The organism is Nonomuraea sp. LPB2021202275-12-8, assembly GCF_037044575.1.
GTDB lineage: Bacteria > Actinomycetota > Actinomycetes > Streptosporangiales > Streptosporangiaceae > Nonomuraea.
Genome location: NZ_JBAHWD010000007.1, coordinates 119,922 through 136,535, shown reverse-complemented (window position 1 = coordinate 136,535; position 16,614 = coordinate 119,922). Strand labels below are relative to the sequence as shown.

19 protein-coding genes are annotated in these 16,614 nt (G+C 69.6%); 6 read left to right on the top strand and 13 right to left on the bottom strand.

What is annotated here, in order from left to right; genetic code table 11:
• Positions 1-99: 99 nt before the first annotated feature.
• Positions 100-1,209, top strand: a complete 1,110-nt coding sequence (locus tag V5E28_RS15930; protein WP_336207664.1) for an epoxide hydrolase family protein — start codon at positions 100-102, stop codon at positions 1,207-1,209.
• Between the two features lie 181 nt (positions 1,210-1,390).
• Here the strand turns inward: V5E28_RS15930 and V5E28_RS15925 are convergent, their stop codons facing one another.
• Complete coding sequence (locus V5E28_RS15925; RefSeq protein WP_336207663.1) at positions 1,391-2,176, bottom strand: SDR family NAD(P)-dependent oxidoreductase; 786 nt, start codon at positions 2,174-2,176, stop codon at positions 1,391-1,393.
• Between the two features lie 68 nt (positions 2,177-2,244).
• Here V5E28_RS15925 and V5E28_RS15920 point away from each other — a divergent pair, with 68 nt between their 5' ends.
• The 4 genes from V5E28_RS15920 to V5E28_RS15905 all read left to right on the top strand — a co-directional run bounded on the left by V5E28_RS15920 (position 2,245) and on the right by V5E28_RS15905 (position 6,017).
• Positions 2,245-2,841 carry a TetR/AcrR family transcriptional regulator gene (locus V5E28_RS15920; RefSeq protein WP_336207661.1) on the top strand — a complete coding sequence of 199 codons (597 nt, stop codon included), beginning with the start codon at positions 2,245-2,247 and terminating at the stop codon, positions 2,839-2,841.
• Between the two features lie 138 nt (positions 2,842-2,979).
• Entirely contained in the window at positions 2,980-4,389 is a 1,410-nt protein-coding gene (eccB, locus tag V5E28_RS15915) for a type VII secretion protein EccB (RefSeq protein WP_336207660.1), read from the top strand.
• Between the two features lie 165 nt (positions 4,390-4,554).
• Positions 4,555-5,367 carry an SRPBCC family protein gene (locus V5E28_RS15910; RefSeq protein WP_336207659.1) on the top strand — a complete coding sequence of 271 codons (813 nt, stop codon included), beginning with the start codon at positions 4,555-4,557 and terminating at the stop codon, positions 5,365-5,367.
• Entirely contained in the window at positions 5,364-6,017 is a 654-nt protein-coding gene (locus V5E28_RS15905; RefSeq protein ID WP_336207658.1) for a DUF998 domain-containing protein, read from the top strand. The genes V5E28_RS15910 and V5E28_RS15905 overlap by 4 nt, the downstream gene beginning before the upstream one ends.
• Before the next feature lie 105 nt (positions 6,018-6,122).
• On the opposite strand, the gene V5E28_RS15900 is transcribed toward V5E28_RS15905, so the two are convergent.
• Entirely contained in the window at positions 6,123-7,574 is a 1,452-nt protein-coding gene (locus tag V5E28_RS15900; RefSeq protein WP_336207657.1) for a pyridoxal phosphate-dependent decarboxylase family protein, read from the bottom strand.
• A gap of 93 nt (positions 7,575-7,667) precedes the next feature.
• Between V5E28_RS15900 and V5E28_RS15895 the strand changes: the two genes are divergently transcribed.
• The gene (locus tag V5E28_RS15895; RefSeq protein WP_336207656.1) at positions 7,668-8,126 is read left to right on the top strand and encodes an Lrp/AsnC family transcriptional regulator; all 459 of its coding nucleotides are present in this window, start codon (positions 7,668-7,670) and stop codon (positions 8,124-8,126) included.
• A 28-nt stretch (positions 8,127-8,154) separates the two neighbouring features.
• Here V5E28_RS15895 and V5E28_RS15890 read toward each other — a convergent pair whose 3' ends face one another.
• From V5E28_RS15890 to V5E28_RS15840, 11 genes are all read right to left on the bottom strand, one after another.
• On the bottom strand, positions 8,155-8,919 hold the full coding sequence (locus V5E28_RS15890; RefSeq protein ID WP_336207655.1) for a hypothetical protein: 765 nt from the start codon (positions 8,917-8,919) through the stop codon (positions 8,155-8,157).
• 305 nt (positions 8,920-9,224) lie between these two features.
• Positions 9,225-9,677 carry a Cys-every-fifth RiPP peptide CefA gene (locus V5E28_RS49545; RefSeq protein WP_442945825.1) on the bottom strand — a complete coding sequence of 151 codons (453 nt, stop codon included), beginning with the start codon at positions 9,675-9,677 and terminating at the stop codon, positions 9,225-9,227.
• 380 nt (positions 9,678-10,057) lie between these two features.
• Positions 10,058-11,347, bottom strand: coding sequence for a WXG100 family type VII secretion target (locus V5E28_RS15880; protein ID WP_336207653.1), 1,290 nt, complete (start codon positions 11,345-11,347; stop codon positions 10,058-10,060).
• A 14-nt stretch (positions 11,348-11,361) separates the two neighbouring features.
• Positions 11,362-11,838 carry a hypothetical protein gene (locus V5E28_RS15875; protein WP_336207652.1) on the bottom strand — a complete coding sequence of 159 codons (477 nt, stop codon included), beginning with the start codon at positions 11,836-11,838 and terminating at the stop codon, positions 11,362-11,364.
• A 10-nt stretch (positions 11,839-11,848) separates the two neighbouring features.
• On the bottom strand, positions 11,849-13,204 hold the full coding sequence (locus V5E28_RS15870; RefSeq protein ID WP_336207651.1) for a hypothetical protein: 1,356 nt from the start codon (positions 13,202-13,204) through the stop codon (positions 11,849-11,851).
• Positions 13,205-13,217: 13 nt separating this feature from the next.
• The gene (locus V5E28_RS15865) at positions 13,218-13,664 is read right to left on the bottom strand and encodes a hypothetical protein (protein WP_336207650.1); all 447 of its coding nucleotides are present in this window, start codon (positions 13,662-13,664) and stop codon (positions 13,218-13,220) included.
• Between the two features lie 64 nt (positions 13,665-13,728).
• Complete coding sequence (locus V5E28_RS15860) at positions 13,729-14,037, bottom strand: WXG100 family type VII secretion target (protein WP_336207649.1); 309 nt, start codon at positions 14,035-14,037, stop codon at positions 13,729-13,731.
• A 2-nt stretch (positions 14,038-14,039) separates the two neighbouring features.
• On the bottom strand, positions 14,040-14,411 hold the full coding sequence (locus tag V5E28_RS15855) for a WXG100 family type VII secretion target (protein WP_336207648.1): 372 nt from the start codon (positions 14,409-14,411) through the stop codon (positions 14,040-14,042).
• Between the two features lie 319 nt (positions 14,412-14,730).
• A complete protein-coding gene (locus V5E28_RS15850; RefSeq protein ID WP_336207647.1) occupies positions 14,731-15,174 on the bottom strand; it encodes a YbaB/EbfC family nucleoid-associated protein in 444 nt (147 codons plus the stop codon).
• Positions 15,175-15,250: 76 nt separating this feature from the next.
• Positions 15,251-16,123, bottom strand: a complete 873-nt coding sequence (locus tag V5E28_RS15845) for a hypothetical protein (RefSeq protein ID WP_336207646.1) — start codon at positions 16,121-16,123, stop codon at positions 15,251-15,253.
• Positions 16,120-16,503 carry a hypothetical protein gene (locus V5E28_RS15840; RefSeq protein WP_336207645.1) on the bottom strand — a complete coding sequence of 128 codons (384 nt, stop codon included), beginning with the start codon at positions 16,501-16,503 and terminating at the stop codon, positions 16,120-16,122. The genes V5E28_RS15845 and V5E28_RS15840 overlap by 4 nt, the downstream gene beginning before the upstream one ends.
• Positions 16,504-16,614: the final 111 nt, after the last annotated feature.

The following is a 16,614-nucleotide window of genomic DNA, read 5'->3' as shown; positions in this document are numbered from 1 at the left end:
AATCCAGGTACGCCAGATGCGCCGAATTCGATGTCGGGGCATGCGAAAGAGGTGTGCCGGGACCGGCGTGGGAACGCCCAAGCCGAGAAGGAGCCTGCGATGGAAGTCCGGCCGTTCACCATCGCCATCCCACAATCCGACGTCGACGACCTGGCAGGTCGGCTGGCGCGGACCCGTTGGCCCGACGAGTTGCCCGGCGTCGGATGGTCCCGGGGTGTGCCGCTGGAGTTCCTGAAGGAGCTCGCCGCGTACTGGGGCGGAGGATACGACTGGCGTGCCGCCGAGGCGGAGCTGAACCGGTTCCCGCAGTTCACCACCGAGATCGAGGGGCAGCGGATCCACTTCCTGCACGTCCGCGCCGACAACCCCGACGCCCTCCCACTGGTTCTCACTCACGGTTACCCCAGCGCGTTCGCCGAGTTCACCAAGCTGATCGGGCACCTGCGGCAGGTCTTCCACCTCGTGGTGCCGTCGCTGCCGGGCTTCGCCTTCTCGACTCCGGTGGGCGAGACCGGCTGGTCGATGGGCCGCACCGCCCGGGCGTGGATCGAGCTGATGCGCCGGCTCGGCTACGACCGGTACGGCGTCCACGGGGCCGACGTCGGCTCCGGCGTCTCGGGATCGGTCGCGGGACTCGACGGCGAGCATGTCGTGGGCCTCCACGTGGTGACGGACCCGTACGGTGCGGCGGCCACGGCGACCTTCCTGCCCGGCGTCGGCGACCGGCTGGACCCGTCGGACCCGGTGGACCAGCTGGCTCTGGAGCGGATCGCCGAGTTCCGCGCCGACGGCAGCGGCTACCTGGCGATCCAGAACACCCGCCCGCAGACCTTGGGCTACCTGCTCAACGACTCGCCGGCGGGGCAGCTCGGCTGGATCGCGGAGAGCTTCGAGAGGTGGACCGACCCCGACCTGCCGTACGACCGGGATCAGCTGCTCACGATCGTGAGCCTCTACTGGTTCACCGGCTGCGGCATCTCCGCCGCGCGTTACCTGTACGAGCAGGCCCACGCCTCCGACTGGGGGGCGCCGCCGGCCGTACCGCAGAGGTTCGCGGTGTTCGGCGCCGACCCCACGGCCCGCAGGCTCATCAACCCACCGGCCGACGTGCAGTGGACGGAGTACGAGCGGGGCAGGCACTTCCCGGCCATGGAGGCGCCGGAGGTGCTGGCCGAGGACATGCGCGACTTCTTCGGCGAGCTGAAGTGACAGTCCCCACCTGACCGATCGCGCCTGCCCTTGCTGAGCAGGCGGCGGCGACACATCGCGGAGGCCCGGCTTCCCTTGCTCGGGGAGGGGAAGCCGGCCCTTGTGCGACCGGTTCGGACGCTCGCCGGCGCCGATCGGTGCGGTCCTCCAGCACAGCGTCGCGGGTCGGCGCGCCGGCCGATCAGCAGGGCAGGGCCGACGCCAGCTCGCGAACGGTCCGCTCGAAACGCCGCGCTTCCTCCAGGTCGACGGCGAGGTCGATCGGCTTGCCCTGCTTCCATGCGGTGAGCGGCTCGCCCGGCGGCCGGTCGACGAGCGCGGCGATCGGCGGCAGTGCCCTGGCCACGGGCTGGGCGAACGCCGCCGACGCCGCTCGTACGACACCGCGCAGCGGCTGCTTGAACGGCTCGTGCAGCCCTGTCGCCACGAACACCGGGTTGTACAGCACGTACTTCGTCCGCTCGGCGGTATAGGCCATCCCCAGCAGTTCGTTGGCCCTGGCTCCTTGCATGGTCGCGGTGACCGCCCGGTATCCGCCCGCCAACTGGAGATCGTCCCAGTGGATCCGGCCCCGCTGTCCGGCGCCGCACAGGTTGACGATCGCCGGCGCCGGCGACCTTTCCAGTCCATCGCGCAGCCCTTCGGCCATGAGCCAGCGGTTGATCACGTAGAGGGCGAAGGTGTGCTCGAAACCCTCCGCGGTCTCGACGCGCGCCGGGTTGAGCCTGAACGCGGCGAGCACCAGCGTGTCGATCACCGGGTACTCGGCGCCGAGCCGTTCGGTCAGATCACGGGTCCGGCGCAGGGAGCTGAGATCCGACCGGATGAAGTGGGCCTGCGGCACCTCCTCCCGCAGGCGCCGCCCGCCCTCCTCACTGCTGCCTACGGCTACGACCCGGTCGCCGAGCCCCGCACGGTGGCGGGCCAGTGCCAGGCCGATGCCGCTCGTGCCCCCCGTGATCACCATGGTGCGACCCATAAGTTGAGACTCTCCTCAATTTGAGACTGGGCTCAACTTAGCTAGGATCTCGGGACATGCGCAAGGACGCCGTGCAGAACCGTGAGCGCCTTCTGCGAGCGGCCCGGCAGCTGTTCGCCGACCAGGGGCTCGACGTGCCGCTCGAAGAGATAGCGCGCACGGCGGGGGTGAGCATCGGGACGCTCTACAACCGGTTCCCTACGCGGGACTCCCTGGTGGCGGAGGTCTTCGCGGATCGCGTGGCGACGGTGGCCGCGCTGGCTGAGCAGGCGCTGGCGATGGCCGATCCCTGGGACGGGTTCGCCGGATTCCTCACCGGGGTGTGCGAGTTGCAGGCAGGCGACCTCGGCTACAACGACTTCGCCGTACGGGGGGCGGCGCTGGAAGGGGATCGCGGATACGGCCTGATGCGGCAAATCCTGGAGCGCGCCCAGGGATCGGGTGATGTGCGGGGTGATGTCACGCTCACGGACATGGCGTTCGTGGTCTGGGGGGTCGCGGCGACCGTCCGGGCCACGTACAAGGTGGCGCCCGGAGCCTGGCGGCGGCACCTGGCCCTGGCCCTGGACGGTCTGCGCGCGGGCGCCGCTCGCACGCTTCCGGGCCCGCCCATGTCCGTCGCCCAGACCCGTGCCGCGATGCGCGAGTGCTGAACGCCCGCCCAGGCCGTCGCGGGGCCACCACCGCTCCCTGCCCGCCCAGCGGGGTGAGGGATGCTTGGGACGAGAGGGGCAAGCATGGAGGTTTGTGGCGTTCTATGCTGATGCGTGCCATGACACGGGAGAGGTGACATGCAGACCCGCAAGGACCTGTACCAGGCCCATCGGCTCATGCAGCAGCGTCTGGGGATGGCCTTGCTGCAAGCGGAGCCGGATGTGGCCGAGTCGCCGATGCGGCGGCACAACGTGGCCACGTTCAGCGGGGTTCTGATCGGGGTGCTGGTCGCCGCCGCGTTCGGGATCTGGGGGCTGTTGAAGCCCGGCGGGGCGACGAACCTGACCGAGGCCGGGCAGGTGCTCGTCGAGGAGGAGACCGGCGCCAAGTACGTCTACAGCCAGGAGATGGGCAAGATGCTGCCCGTCGCCAACTACGCCTCGGCCCGGCTGCTGCTCGATGCGGGCGAGGTGACGACGCGTAACGTGTCGGCCGCCTCGCTGGACGACTACGCGCGCGGGCCGCTGGTGGGGATCGTCGGCGCGCCCGACAGCTTGCCCGCCAAGGACATGCTGGTCAAGGGTCCTTGGTCGGTGTGCGTGGTCGAGGCGCCCAACGCGGCCGGGACCTGGGTGCCGTACGTGAGCCTGGTCGGCGGGAGCGACGTCGGCGGGACACCTGTCGGCGATGGGGCGTTGGTGGTGACCGACGGCCAGCAGCCGTGGGTGATCTGGAACGACCAGCGGATGAAGGTGGACGCCACCGGGGTGCGGGCGCTGAACGCGCAGCCTCGGGCGGTGCCGTCGAGCTGGATCAACGCCATTCCGCCGGGGCCCGACCTGATCGCGCCCGAGGTGCCCGAGCGGGGCAAGCGGGTGCGGGGGCCCGACGGGCGGGCGGCCGCGATCGGCCAGATCTTCAGCGTGCAGGAGATGGCGGGGGCTCCGGCGCGGTCCTACGTGCTGCTCCGCGACGGGCTGGCGTCGATCAACACGACGCAGACCCGGCTGCTGCTGGAGGACTCGCGGAGCAAGGCGGCGTACGGGAACGCGCGCGTGGTGCCGAAGCCGATCGACGCGGCCACGGCCAACGCCCGGCTCTCGAAGCGGAATCTCGCGGTGCCGGGGATGCCCACGTCCCTGCCCAAGGCCATCACGACCTCTCCCTCCGCGCCGCTCTGCTCCGTCTACGCCGACACCCAGAAGGGGTCGACTCGGGCGAAGCTGACGGTCGGCGGGACGATGCGGATCCAGGTGCCGGCCGTACGCGGCGATCAGGAGCATTTCGACCAGGTGCTGATGCCGCCCGGGCGGGCGGCGATGGCCGGGCTGCTGCCCGGCGACGGGCAGCTCGGTTCGGTGCACACCTACTACCTGATCAGCGACCAGGGCAAGCAGCATGAGCTGCAGTCGGCGGACCTGCTCGGGAAGCTCGGGTACGACGCGGAGGACGTGGCCCCGGTGCCGGGGAACCTGATCCACCTCATCCCCGTCGGGCCGAAGCTGGATCCGGCCGCCGCCCGGCAGCCGGTGACCACGGGAGGGTAGGTCGACGCGGGCCCTCCGGGGCCGGCTGCACGAACGCACATCCAGGTCCTGACGTGGCACCTCGGCGCATCATTGACAAAATAGATTTTTATATTCAAGATTGCTTTTGCAATGGGAGACGGACATATCTGCGCGCCCCCCGCCCGCGATCAGGAGAAGAGACCGATGAGCGAACCCCTGACCATGACCGCCCGCGCCGGCATGCCGCTGAAAGCGGTTCACCACGCGCTGACCGACCCTCGGCAGATGCGGCTGTGGCTGGCCGAGCAGGCCGAGTGCGACCTGCCGGCACGCTATGCCTTCTGGGGCCGCCACGTCCCCGAGGGAGACGCGGCCCACCAGCGCCCGCTGCACACCGACGACCGCACGCTGCGCCTTTCCTGGGCACTGGCCGGGCAGGACACCACCGTCGAGATCGCCCTGGCCGAGGAGCGGTCCGGGTCGACCTTGATCACGCTTTCCCAGACAGGCTTCGACTTCGACCATCCCGGCGCACTGGGCATGCTGCAGACCTTCTGGGCGCTGTCGATCGCCAACCTCGTCGACCACGTCGAGGGCCGCCCGCTCACCCCCAGATGCGACTACAGCACCGCCGACCTGCGCGGCGCCGTCGTCGTCGACGCCTCGGCCGCCGAGGTCTACGACTCCCTGATCGACCAGGACAAGGTCAGCCGCTGGTTCGGCTTCCCCATGGAGATCCACCCTCAGGTGGGCGGCCAGTACGGCTTCGGCAAGATCCTGGGCCTGGATCCGGGCCACAGCCTGACCATCGGCTGGGGCGAGACCGGCGTGACCACCTGGGAGCTGGACGGCTCCGGCGGCGGGACCACCATCACGCTGGTCCAGGGCGGCTTCGACGACAAGCAGCCGCCCTACGCCGCCTGGGCGGGCGGGCTGTGCGGGCTGGCCGAGCTGCGCCGCTTCCACGAACTGCCCGACTGGCAGCCGATCTGGCAGCACCAGGAGACCGCCTCGTGACGGCCACCGTTCCGCCGGTCACCTCCTCCACCGCGGCGCTGTCGTGGTGCGGGGTGGCCGCCGGTCCGCTGTTCGTCGCCTCAGTCGTCATCCAGGAAGCCACCCGCGACGGGTTCGACCCGCGACGCCACGCGCTCAGCCAGCTCGCACTCGGCGAACACGGCTGGATCCAGACCGCCACCTTCGCCCTCGCCGGATCACTGGTGCTGGCCTCCGCTCTCGGACTGCGCCGGCTGCTGCGCGACGGCCCCGGACGCACGTGGGGACCGCTCCTGATCGGCCTGTACGGAATCGGCCTCATCTGGGCCGCGGTCTTCCCCACCGACCCCGCCGCCGGATTCCCGCCCGGTGTGCCCACCCCGGCACAGCCGACCCTGCACGGCACTCTCCACAACCAGTCACCGACGATCATCGGCCTGGCTCTGATCGCCGCGTGCTTCGTCTTCGCCAGACGCTTTCTGCGATCCGGGCAGCGCGGATGGGCCGTCTACAGCATGGCGGCTCCCGTCATCTACCTGGGCCTCGGGTTCGCCGCCTTCCCGCTGGCGGACCTGCGCTGGCTGCTCCTCGGTGGAGCGACCATCTGGCTGTGGGCGGCGGCCACCACCTACCTGCTGATCAGGCATCCGCGAACCGCGGGCCGGCCTTAGTCGTCGGTGCTTCGCCCCCGGCTTCACCACAGAGGACCCCGCGCCGGAGGTGCGGGGTCCTCCAGATGTACGGGCTCCGGCGCCGTGGGTTTCGAGTACCTCCCCCTACTGGCGCCGGCATTGCCGGAGGGCGCCCATGATCGCCTGGACCGAGCGGTCGACGTCGTCCTCGGTGGTCGACCAGTTGGACACCGAGATCCGCATGGCGTAGCGGCCACGCCAGACGGTGCCGCCCAGCCAGCAGGTGCCCTCGCGCTGCACCGCCTCCACCACGTTCCGCGTCAGCGTGTCGTGGTCGCCGTCGTCCGCCCGGAAGGCGACCAGCACCTGGTTGAGCAGCACCCGATTGAGCACCTCCACGCCCGGAACCCCGCCCAGCTGGGCCGCGAAGCGCCGGGCGAGCTCGCAGGTGCGCTCGACCAACTCGGCCACCCCGTCCCGGCCGAGGGCACGCAGCGCCGCGTACACCGGAACGGACCTGGCCCGCCGCGACCACTCCGGGTTCCAGTCGATCTGGTCGCGGGTCTGCTCCGACAGCACGACGTACGGCGCGGCCACGGCGGAGATCCCCATCGCGGCGCGGTGACTCGCCGGATGGGCGCAGAGCGCGATGCCGCAGTCGAAGGGCACGTTCAGCCACTTGTGCGCGTCCGTGGACCAGGAGTCGGCCAGCTCCAGCCCGGCGGGACGCAGCCTCCGGCTGGCCGCGGCCCACAGCCCGATCGCGCCGTCCACGTGCACCCACGCTCCTGGTGCGTGCTCGCGGGCCAGCGCACTCGCCTCGGCGATCGGGTCCACCGCACCGGTGTTGATGTTGCCCGCCTGCAGGCAGACGATGGCCGGGCTGCGGGTCCTTTCGAGCTCGCCGCGGAGGGCGGCCGGGTCGACGGCGCCGTCGGCGTCGCAGGCCAGGTCGCGGATGCCGGCCGAGCCGAAGCCGAGGAAGCGCAGCGCCCGGTCCACGCTGGCGTGCCGCTCGGCGGAGGCCAGGACCGTCACCTCCGGGGCTCCGGACAGGCCCCGCTCCGACACGTCCCAGCCGTGCCGGTCGAGAAGGTGGTGCCGGGCCGCCGCGAGTCCCGTGAACGTCGCCATCTGGCCGCCGGTGACGAAGCCCACCGACGTCTCCCGCGGCAGGTCGTACAGCTCGACGAGCCAGCGCGCGCAGACCTCTTCGATCACGGATGCGGCCGGGCCGGGGGTGTAGGCGGCGGCGTTCTGGTCCCAGGCGGAGACCATCCAGTCGGCGGCCAGTGCGACGGGCAGGCTTCCGCCGATGACGAAGCCGAAGTAGCGCGGGCCGGGGCTGGCCACGGTCCCGCGCCTGCCGGCCTCGGCGAGCAGGTCGATCACCTCGGCAGGATCGGTGGGGTGAACCGGTAGCGGAGCGTCCAGCAAGGTGCGGAGCTCCGCGGGGGTGGCTTCGGCTGCCGCGTGGCGGTCTCCGAGCCCGGCAAGGTGTGCGAGCGCGTGGTCGACCGCCCTGTCGAGCAGCCCTTCGGTCGCCTTGCCACGAGTCTGCTCTGCCGCCGAACCTGGCGGCCTCTGGCTTGTCATGTTCAAAGCCTATGAAGCTGAACAGCGCTTCTTGAAGACGATCCAGTCGGGATAACTCCCCTTATGGCGCCGAAATGACGGTAATATCAGCCTGTGACCGTCGAAGTGACATTGGACCTGATCGACTGGCAGATGCTGCGCGAACTGCACGAGGATGCCCGGCTGAGCGTGGCCGAGCTGGCCCGGCGGGTGTCGCTGAGCCGCCCCGCCGTGGCCGAGCGTCTTCGCCGTCTGGAGGACGCGGGCGTGATCACCGGCTACAGGGTCCGCGTCGACGCGGCCAAGCTGGGATTCGAGCTCCAGGCCATCGTCCGCGTCCGCACCCATGACCCGTCGGGGAACGCGCTCGACCGGATGCTCTCCGAGATCCCCGAGGTCGTGGAGTGCCGCCATGTCACCGGCGAGGACTGCTATGTGCTGACCGTCTGGGCCCGGTCGATGACGGACCTGGAACGCGTCTGCACCCACCTGGCCACCGCCGGCCGCACCACCACGTCCTTGGTCTTCTCCACCCGCATCCACGACCGCATCCCGCTGCCGCCGAGCACCTAGAGCAGATCGTCCGTTGCCCGGAAGGCTCCTAGGGCATGCCGCCCAGCGCCGCGTAGCCGTCCTGCTTGTGCCTCGGCTCCAGGTTGTAGACGCCGTCCTTCTCCTCGACCGTCTTGACGTCGGCCGCCTTGAAGTCCGGCTTCGGCTTCTGCCCCTCGAAGAACTCGGCCAGGCCCCACGCCGACGCGGTGACGCCGGCGACGAGGAAGCTGAGCGTCCCGAGGGCCTTGACCTTGTTCGTGAGCACGCCCTTGAGCGCCTTGCCGAGCGTGCCGAGGGCGAGGTTGATGGCGCCCCGGATGGCCAGCTGGCTGGTGACGAAGAGATAGCTGACCACCTGGAGAGCGGCCAGCAGGGTCATCGCCTGTGCCACCCAGAAGCACACCACGGCTGCGAGGTGGTAGAGGCCGGCCATCTGGCCGAGCCCCTGACCGATTCCCAAGTGGTACTCCTTGGCCTTCGTCAGGCCGCTGAGGAAAAGCTCGGAGGCCTGCTCGAACTTTTCGAACACCTCGCCGCCCCAGCCTACGCCCTCGCCCTCCTTCTTCTTGTTGATCTCCTGCACCAGGCGTTTGATCTGGTCGTTGAGCTCGTCGAAACCGCCGGCCGCGCCTTCCGCCGCCGGCAGGACCCACTCCTCGGCGATCCTCTTGATGTCACCCGGGTTCGACATGAGGGTGCCGATCAGCAGCGCGATGCTCCTGGCCAACGGGTACTGGAAGAGGACGACGGCCGCGGCCGCCGACTCGGCGACCGCGGCGTGGAACATCGCCCTGTCACTCTCGTACGCCACGAGGCAGCGCCTTTCTCATTGGCCGATCACCGGCGGTGCGATGTCCACGTCGTCGTCCCAGTCGCCCTCTTCACCGCGCAGGAAGTCCGCCTTGTCCTGGTCGCGGTTCTCGGCCCCCGCGCCGCCGCCCATCCCCGGCATGAACGGCATCATCGGCATGCCGCCGGCGCCGGGGGCGCGCGGGTTCGGGGATGCCCCCGCGGCGCCGGAGGTGCCCGAGGCGCCGCTCGCGCCGTAGCGTCCGGAGGCGCCCGAGGGGTCACCCGCCGAGGTCAACATGTCCGCGTTGGGCATGCGCGGCGTGCTCATGGCGGTGGGGTCGTAGTTGGCCAGGCTCGTCTTCGCGGGGTCGTAGCCGGCCAGATCGGCGTCGGGAAGGTTGGTGTTCGGGAGGCTGGAATCCGGCATGTTCGGATCGGGCATGTTCGGGTCCGGCATGTTCGGATCGGGCATGTTCGGGTCCGGCATGTTCGGGTCCGGCATGTTCGGATCGGGCATGTTCGGGTCCGGCATGTTCGGGTCCGGCATGTTCGGATCGGGCATGTTCGGGTCCGGCATGTTCGGGTCCGGCGCGTTCGGGTCCGGCATGTTCGGGTCCGGCATGTTCGGGTCCGGCATGTTCGGATCGGGCATGTTCGGATCGGGCATGTTGGGATCCGGCAGATCACCCATACCGGTTTTCGGCATGCCGCCCGGAATCTTGGGCCCTCCACCCAGCTCGGGCCCGCCCGGGTCGGGCCCTCCGCCGAGTGCGGCATTCCTCTTCTTGATCTCGTCTTCGTGGTCGGCGTAGTTCTTGTCGACCTTCGCGAGGACCGACTCCCAGTGCTTCAGCACCGCGCTGCCCTCCTCAAGGGCCTTGCGCGCGGCATCCCTGGCGCCGTCGTGCGTATGGGACAGGCCGAGGCCGACGACACCGAACCCCGGCCAGGCGACGGAGAGCCCGCCGACACCCCGTGCGGCGTTGTCCATGGCCGGCGCCTTGTCGCCCAGGTTGGCACCGAGCTTCTTGATCTTGCCCTCGGTGAACTCGATGCCTGGCAGCGGAGCTTCCTGGCCCGGCACCGCGTAGGGATTGGTGTCCACGCCACACCTCTCTCACCGTGAATCGCGAAATGTCCCATGAAAACGCTCGGCGCTAGGCCAGCGTGGACGGCGTGGTTCCCTCCGGCCCGCCCCAGACTTCGTCATCCTCGTACAGGTCGGTGGACCTCTCCTCGCCTTTCCGCTCCTCCGCGCCACCACCACGCATCGGCGCCACCATCGGCATTCCCATGCCGTTGGCCCCGGCCCGCCCCGCCGACGACGCGCCCGCACCGCCCGCGCCCGCCATTCCGGCGCCCACGACACCGGTCCCGCCTGTCCCACCGGCGCCGTGCACGCCCGTCACCGGACCACTCGTCGCCGTGGGGCCGGTGCTGTTCGGGACGCCGTTGGGGTGGCCGGTGTTCAGCGAGGGGTCGAAACTCGCCAGGCTGGTCGAGTCCCGGTCGGACGTGCCGGGGAGGCTGGGCGTGCCAAGGGTGGCCGCCGTCACCGAGCCGGGGTCGGCGCCGCCGTACGGGTCGGGCCCGTTGAGGTCGGAGCCGTCGATCCCGGAGCCGTCGGTCCCGGAGCCGCCGAGCCCGGCGCCGCCGGGAAACTGCTCGCTGTTCGGGTACTGACCGTCGGGGTACTGGCCGCCCGGATACTGGCCGTCGGGCATCGCCCCGCCGGGATAGGCGCCGCTGACGTCGCCCGGCAGGCCGGACATCTTCTTGCCGAGGTCGCCCACGGCGACGACGTTGCCGCCGGCGTCGGGTCCGCCCGGGATGTTGGGGGCGCCGTTCGTGAAGGTGGGCATGTCCGGAATCGTGATGTCCGGGATCGCTTCCTGCACTTCCACGGGGAACTGCTGGTAGTGGCCGACGATGCGCTCGTTGACCGCTTTCAGATGCTCCACGGCGCGCTCGTCGGCGCGGTGCAGGCGGTAGAACGGCACGTACCCCGGCCAGTAGGTGTCGTCGTTGGACCGGGAGTGGGTCGTGAGCGAGTCGACCAGGTTGGCGCGGGCCCAGTGGAGCGTGTCCGCGTAACCCTGCAGCGGCCGGCCCACGGCTCCCAGCTTCTCCGCCAGCTCGCGCACGCTGGCGTGCACCAGGCGCAACTGCTTCTGCGTCTCGACCGCCGCCGGGCCCTGATAGTGGTCGGCCAGCTCGGTGGCCCGCGCCTTGAGGTCCACGGCGAGCTGGTTCAGCAGCTTCTCAGCGGCCGAGTAGTAAGCCCCCGCCCGCCGCACAGTGTCCGGGTCCGTCTCGTCGAGCCACTTCTTGACCTGGCCCATCGTGTCGGTGACCATGCTGCCGAGGAACGAGACCTCGGGGGTGGACGTGTCGAGCGGCTGGCTCGGGTCGCGGAGCGAGGTTGTCTGGATCTTCGGTTCAGCCATGACGATCCCCCGCCTCAGACGTCCTGCCGCGCGGCGGCTTCCTGGTTGGCCTGCTCCGCGACCTGCGACGTCTTGGCGGTCTCGAAGAGCGCCTCGATGATCGGTTCGAGCTTCTCGACCAGCATCGTGTACTTGCCACCCGAGTTGGCCGACGCACCGACCAGCATGTTGTAGGCGTTCTGCACGGTGAAGGAGAGTTGCATGGGCGTGGTCCACTGGCCGAGCTGAACCTCGCTGAGGGCGCCATAAGTCCGCAGGTCGGGCAGGGAGCCGGCGTTCTCGGGCAGACCGGGCAGCGGCGGGTCGTCCTCCGGGCCCGGGGCCGAGAGGACCTGCGTGACGGGAGGCGCCGAGGAGGTCGTCAGCTTCTTGAGCAGCTTGTCGATGTCACCGGCGATGCGGTTGATCTCCGGACGCTTCGCATACGGATCTCCGCTGATGTCGTGATCCTCCGTCAGCCCCGGCCAGTCGGGATCCAACTCGAGTGCCATGCCGCCTCCCTCACGCCTCGATGACCGGCGTGGTGGAGCGCTCCGCCGGGCTCCACAGGTCGCGGTCCTCCGACAGATAGGTCGTACGCTCCAGATCCGCCTGCTGCTCGCCGGCGCCACCGCCGCCCATCATCGGCATCAGCGGCATGCCCATGCCGTTCAGGCCCGCACGCCCTGCCGAGGCGGCGATCGTGCCGGCCTGGCCGAACGTGCTCTGCCCGCCGATCACCGAGGGGACGCCGGTCGTGCCCTGATGGGCCGGGATGATCTGCGGCTGCCCGGTGAGGGGGGTCGCCGTGGTCGGCGGGGCCACCGTGGTAGGCGTGATCGTCTGGGGCGAGTAGTCCGCCGCCTCGGTCTCGTCCGGGTCCTCGCCGGGAGTCCCCATGCTGGTCTCGTCGGAGGTGTCGTCACCGCCGATGACGGCAGGAGAGGTGGCCTCGTCCTGGTCGCCGGGTGAGGCGCCGTCCTGCGGATCGCCGGCGCCCGGGGTGTCCGCACCGGGGGTGTCCGCACCTGGAGTGTCGCTTCCCGGGGTGTCTCCACCCGGGCTGTCCCCACTCGGGCTGTCCCCACTCGGGCTGTCTCCGCCAGGGGTGCCGCCGGTGGGGGGCTGCGAGCCGGAGCGGTCGCCCGGATCCGACGTCCCCGCGTCGCTACCGAGGCCAGAAGGGGCGCCGCCGGGAGTGGACGAGCGGTCGGAACCGTCCGGCCCACCGGGCGAGCCGATGCCGTCGCGGTAGTCGCCCTGGTTGTAGGTCGTGGGGGTGTTGATGCCGAGCTGCCGGCCGGTGTCCGGGCCAGGCAGGGAGATCTCCGGCAGGTCGATGGAGACGGTCGCCGGGATGACGCCGAAGTAGAGGTCGGAGATCTGCTCGTTGAGCGTCTGGAGGATCCCCCTGGCCTTGAAGTCGTCGAGGGGAGAGTTCGGCTCCAGGTTGGAGGTCGAGGCGGGAAGCTCGGACGAGGGGATCGACACCTCGCCGTCGGACAACCGGTTGAGTGCCTGGATCTTCTCCCGCGCCGCGGGCAGGTAGTCCCTGCCGTACGCCGTGAGCGCCTCGCCCATCTTGCCGGTCGCGTCGGCCAGGCTCGCGCCGCTCGCGTTGAGCCGCTGCAGGGCCTTCTGCGCCTTCGCCGAGGACTCGCTCGACCAGCAATCGTCGAGCTTGGACGCGATCCCGGGCAACGCGTCGGCGACCGCCTTGATCTTCGCGGAGACCTCGGCGTACGTCAGTCCGGCGCCGTGCACCTCGATCGGCGAGGTCGCGAGCAGCCACTGCTCGATCTGCTGCTTGAACGCGAAGACCTCGCCCTTCTCCGGGGCGACACTGTTGTCACGGATGACCACCGTCCGCTCTGCCACTGTGCCCCCTCTTTCAGGCTCGGTTGGGTGTGGGGTTGGTGCGCTCGTAGGTGTCGGCACACTCCCTGAGCGCCTTGACCAGGGTCTCCAGGCAGTCGTAGTACTCCTTGTAGAGCAGGCCCAGCCGCTCTCCCCGGCCTTCCAGGTCGGCCATGCCGCTGGGCGTCTCCCCCGGGCTCCCGACGCTCTGGGCCAGCGCGCTCGCGGCCTGCCAGGTGCCGATGTGCGAGGCGTCCAGGGTGAAGTATCTGGTCAGAGCCTCCACGGAGCCGGTGCCGCCGTCCTTGGTGGCGCCGGGACCGGCCATGGTGGCGAGCTGGTTCTCCAGCTCGTTGGCCACCGCGCGCATCTTGCCCACGTCGTAGTAGAGGTCGGCGTCGGTCGCACCGAGCCCCGGCCAGTTCTTCTCCAGCTTCAGCCCGTGGTCGGCACCGCCGTGCATGGCGTCGTGGCTGGTCATGGTCCTCCCCTGACGAGCTCGGCCACCGCGCGCGGTGGCCGAGGGAAGATCTTGTTCGTACGGATCAGCCGTTGTACCACATGGCCTTGTTGCGGTTTTCGGCGGCGCGGTAGTTCTCGTTGGCGATCAGTACCGCCTTCTGGAGCTCGTCGAGCTGCGACCGCATCTTCGCGGCCTCCGCGTTCCAGCGCCTCTCGTGATCCTCGAAGGTGGCCTTGGCGACACCCGACCAGGCGGTGCCGAGGTCCGTCTTCAGCTGCGTCATCAGCCAGTCGATCTTCGTCTCGAAGGCAGCGATTATCTTGACGAAGTCCTGCTGCGCCAGGTCCATCTGCCCGAAGTTGACCCGGGTGAAGTCGAGCTCAGCTGACATGGCTAGTTGCCTCCGCTCTTGTAGTCGCCACCGGCGAACTCCACGTTGATCAGATCATTGACCCGGTTCATACCGGCCTGCACGTCCGCGTCGTTCGCCTCGTAGACCACGGCGTTGCCGCTCATCGTCTCGGAGATCTGCTCCAGGTCCGTCCGGACGTTCCGCATGGAGTTGTCCCAGGTGGTCATGGCCCTCCTGAAGATCTGCGCCGCCGGGCCCATCCAGCCCGAAGCCAGCAGACCGTTGGCCGTGGTCTCCACGGAGACCCGCAGACCTTCGACGTACTGCGCGGTGTCGGCGATGTGCCCCGAAGCCTTCTTCAGCTGGCTGGGGGTGGCCTCGACTTGATCCATCATCTGGGAGATGTCGGACACTTGTCACCTCCGTGACTCATGGCCTGCTTCTATGTGGGAAGGCCAGGTAATCACCAACTACCTCCCCTTTCACAGGCGTCTCTGTGACCAGGACGTAACAACTTCCGGACACTGCGGCAAACATGCTGGTCAAGCTGTTTCCACAACTTCTCGCATCCGCGTTGCTGCCGTGACGGATGTTACTCCTGCTCGGGAAGATAACACTTTCTGCCGTTCTATACGCTCTTGTTCCGGCGAAAATCCGGGCATACGAGGACATCGCCGGTCGGCGTCTTCCGTTTCGGGCTTGACCGCCAGGCGGTTACGGCCCGCCTGGGAGCTACAGGTCAAGTCGCCTGCGGATGCGTTCGAGCTCGCCCATGACGTCCTCGTAGGTCCGCTCGTAGGCGGCCTCGGCCTGCTTGACCTGATGCAGCGCGCCGTCGGGGTCGTTCATGAAGCGCATCGGATTGCCCTCCTCGCCGAACACGTCGACCATGGCGTCGTTGATCTGCCTGTTCAGGTCCGCGACGGCGTCCTGCATGGTGGCCTTGATCCGGTCGGACAGCTCGCCGGCGGCCAGCCGCATCGCCTTGGGATGGATCTCGAGCTCGCGCAGCCCCTCCTGGCCGTACTCGATCTTGATGAGCCCGTCCCGGTCCTCGGCTCGGCCCACCAGGTCGGCCATCGTCTGCTGGAGCTGCTCCGCCTTGGCGAACTGCTCGTCGGCCCCGCGCAGGAGCTTGTCGATGTCGATGTTGGCGAAGTCCCCGAACTCCGTCACAGGCCCATCCCCTCTCACCAGCCACTAATGCCTAGCGAGTTAACCGCACCCCCACAATCCACGCAATCATCCCGAATCACTTGCTCGCCGGGGCAACCCAGTCGAAGTCCTGGTAGCCGTCCGGCAGCCGTCCCTTGCCGGACGGCTCCCGGTAGGACGGGTAGTCCTTCGAGCTGATGGTGGCCTGGGTGAAGTCCACCGCCGCGGCGTCGCTCGGCAGCACGTAGCCGAACTGGTGATCCTTCTTGATCAGCGTGGACATGACCTGACCCGCGGCACGCAGCATCGAGGCCAGGCTCAGGGTGAGCGTCGCCACGATGCCGGTCATCGCGGCGCCGATGGACTGCTCCATCATGAGTCCGGCGAGCCTGAAGAGCGGATGCGGCAGGACCTGCATCTTCTTGGCGATGCCCAGCGCCGCGACGGTGACCGCCACGGCCTGCCCGAGGTGCAGCCAGTAGCTGCGGTAGCCGGCGGCGACCTCGTCGAGCATGCCGCCGATGTCGCCGAGGACGTTGCGCAGGGCGCCGATCTCCCGGTGGAACACCCAGACGACGCGCTCGAACTCCTCCTGGTCGAGGGCGATCCAGCCCTCCCTTGAGGTGGCGACGATCTGTGGGAGGAGCTGCTTGATGCCGTCGTCGAGCCGGGCGGCGATGCCGTACTTCCAGTTGCTCGCCGCCTGCGCCATGCCCGGCTCGTTCGCGATCGCGGTGCCCGCCACCACGATCGCGGGGACGACGTACATCGAGAACCTGCCGGCCTTCTTCAGCGCCTCCAGCACCTTCGGCCCGATCGGCTCCGGCGGCGCCGCCATGGGCGGTGGCGTCATCGACGGCGGCGGGCCGAACCCCCGCACGTGGTAGCCCGTGGCGGCGGACGGCGTGGCATGCGCCGGGGGCCACGAGGCGGGCTGCGGATAGCCGTAGCTCGGGAACGGGCTGCTCACGACTGCTCTCTGATGATGCTGTGCGCCTCGGCCGCCTGCCAGTTGCGCTGCGCGACGCCGAGCGCGGCCGTCCAGCCGTCGACGGCCTCCTCGGCATCGCCCAGAAGCCTGTGCGCGTGGTCCTGGATGGCTTCGTAGGCGCTGCCGACGATCAGGTCGCCGATCACCCCGAATCCGGGCGCCGCCACGTCCACGGTGCGGACGAGGAGCTTGAGGTGGGAGATCGCGCCTTTCAGCTCGCCGTCGACCCGCCTGCGGGTGCGGGCGACGGTGGCCGCCGTGACGTGGATCCCCGTGCCTGCCGCCACGGGCGCGGCCGCCGGGAACGCCGTCGACATCTCCGCGTCGAGCCTGGTCATTGGGTCGTCGAATCTCTGCACAGTCGTCGATTCTCGCGGCGTTCTGCCCTGTTTGCCCTTCTATAGAGGGATTTTCGTGATCACTTAACCGCCTGGACAGCCTGCGCTGGTCACTCGTTAACCGGCGAGCGG

Coding starts and splice junctions, on each gene's coding strand:
- V5E28_RS49545 (WP_442945825.1), bottom strand. CDS start 9,677: ATGCCGCACTCGGCGGAGGGCCCGACCCGGGCGGGCCCGAGCTGGGTG.
- eccB (WP_336207660.1), top strand. CDS start 2,980: ATGCAGACCCGCAAGGACCTGTACCAGGCCCATCGGCTCATGCAGCAG.
- V5E28_RS15930 (WP_336207664.1), top strand. CDS start 100: ATGGAAGTCCGGCCGTTCACCATCGCCATCCCACAATCCGACGTCGAC.
- V5E28_RS15910 (WP_336207659.1), top strand. CDS start 4,555: ATGAGCGAACCCCTGACCATGACCGCCCGCGCCGGCATGCCGCTGAAA.
- V5E28_RS15875 (WP_336207652.1), bottom strand. CDS start 11,838: ATGGCACTCGAGTTGGATCCCGACTGGCCGGGGCTGACGGAGGATCAC.
- V5E28_RS15865 (WP_336207650.1), bottom strand. CDS start 13,664: ATGACCAGCCACGACGCCATGCACGGCGGTGCCGACCACGGGCTGAAG.
- V5E28_RS15925 (WP_336207663.1), bottom strand. CDS start 2,176: ATGGTGATCACGGGGGGCACGAGCGGCATCGGCCTGGCACTGGCCCGC.
- V5E28_RS15920 (WP_336207661.1), top strand. CDS start 2,245: ATGCGCAAGGACGCCGTGCAGAACCGTGAGCGCCTTCTGCGAGCGGCC.
- V5E28_RS15880 (WP_336207653.1), bottom strand. CDS start 11,347: ATGGCTGAACCGAAGATCCAGACAACCTCGCTCCGCGACCCGAGCCAG.
- V5E28_RS15860 (WP_336207649.1), bottom strand. CDS start 14,037: ATGTCAGCTGAGCTCGACTTCACCCGGGTCAACTTCGGGCAGATGGAC.
- V5E28_RS15900 (WP_336207657.1), bottom strand. CDS start 7,574: ATGACAAGCCAGAGGCCGCCAGGTTCGGCGGCAGAGCAGACTCGTGGC.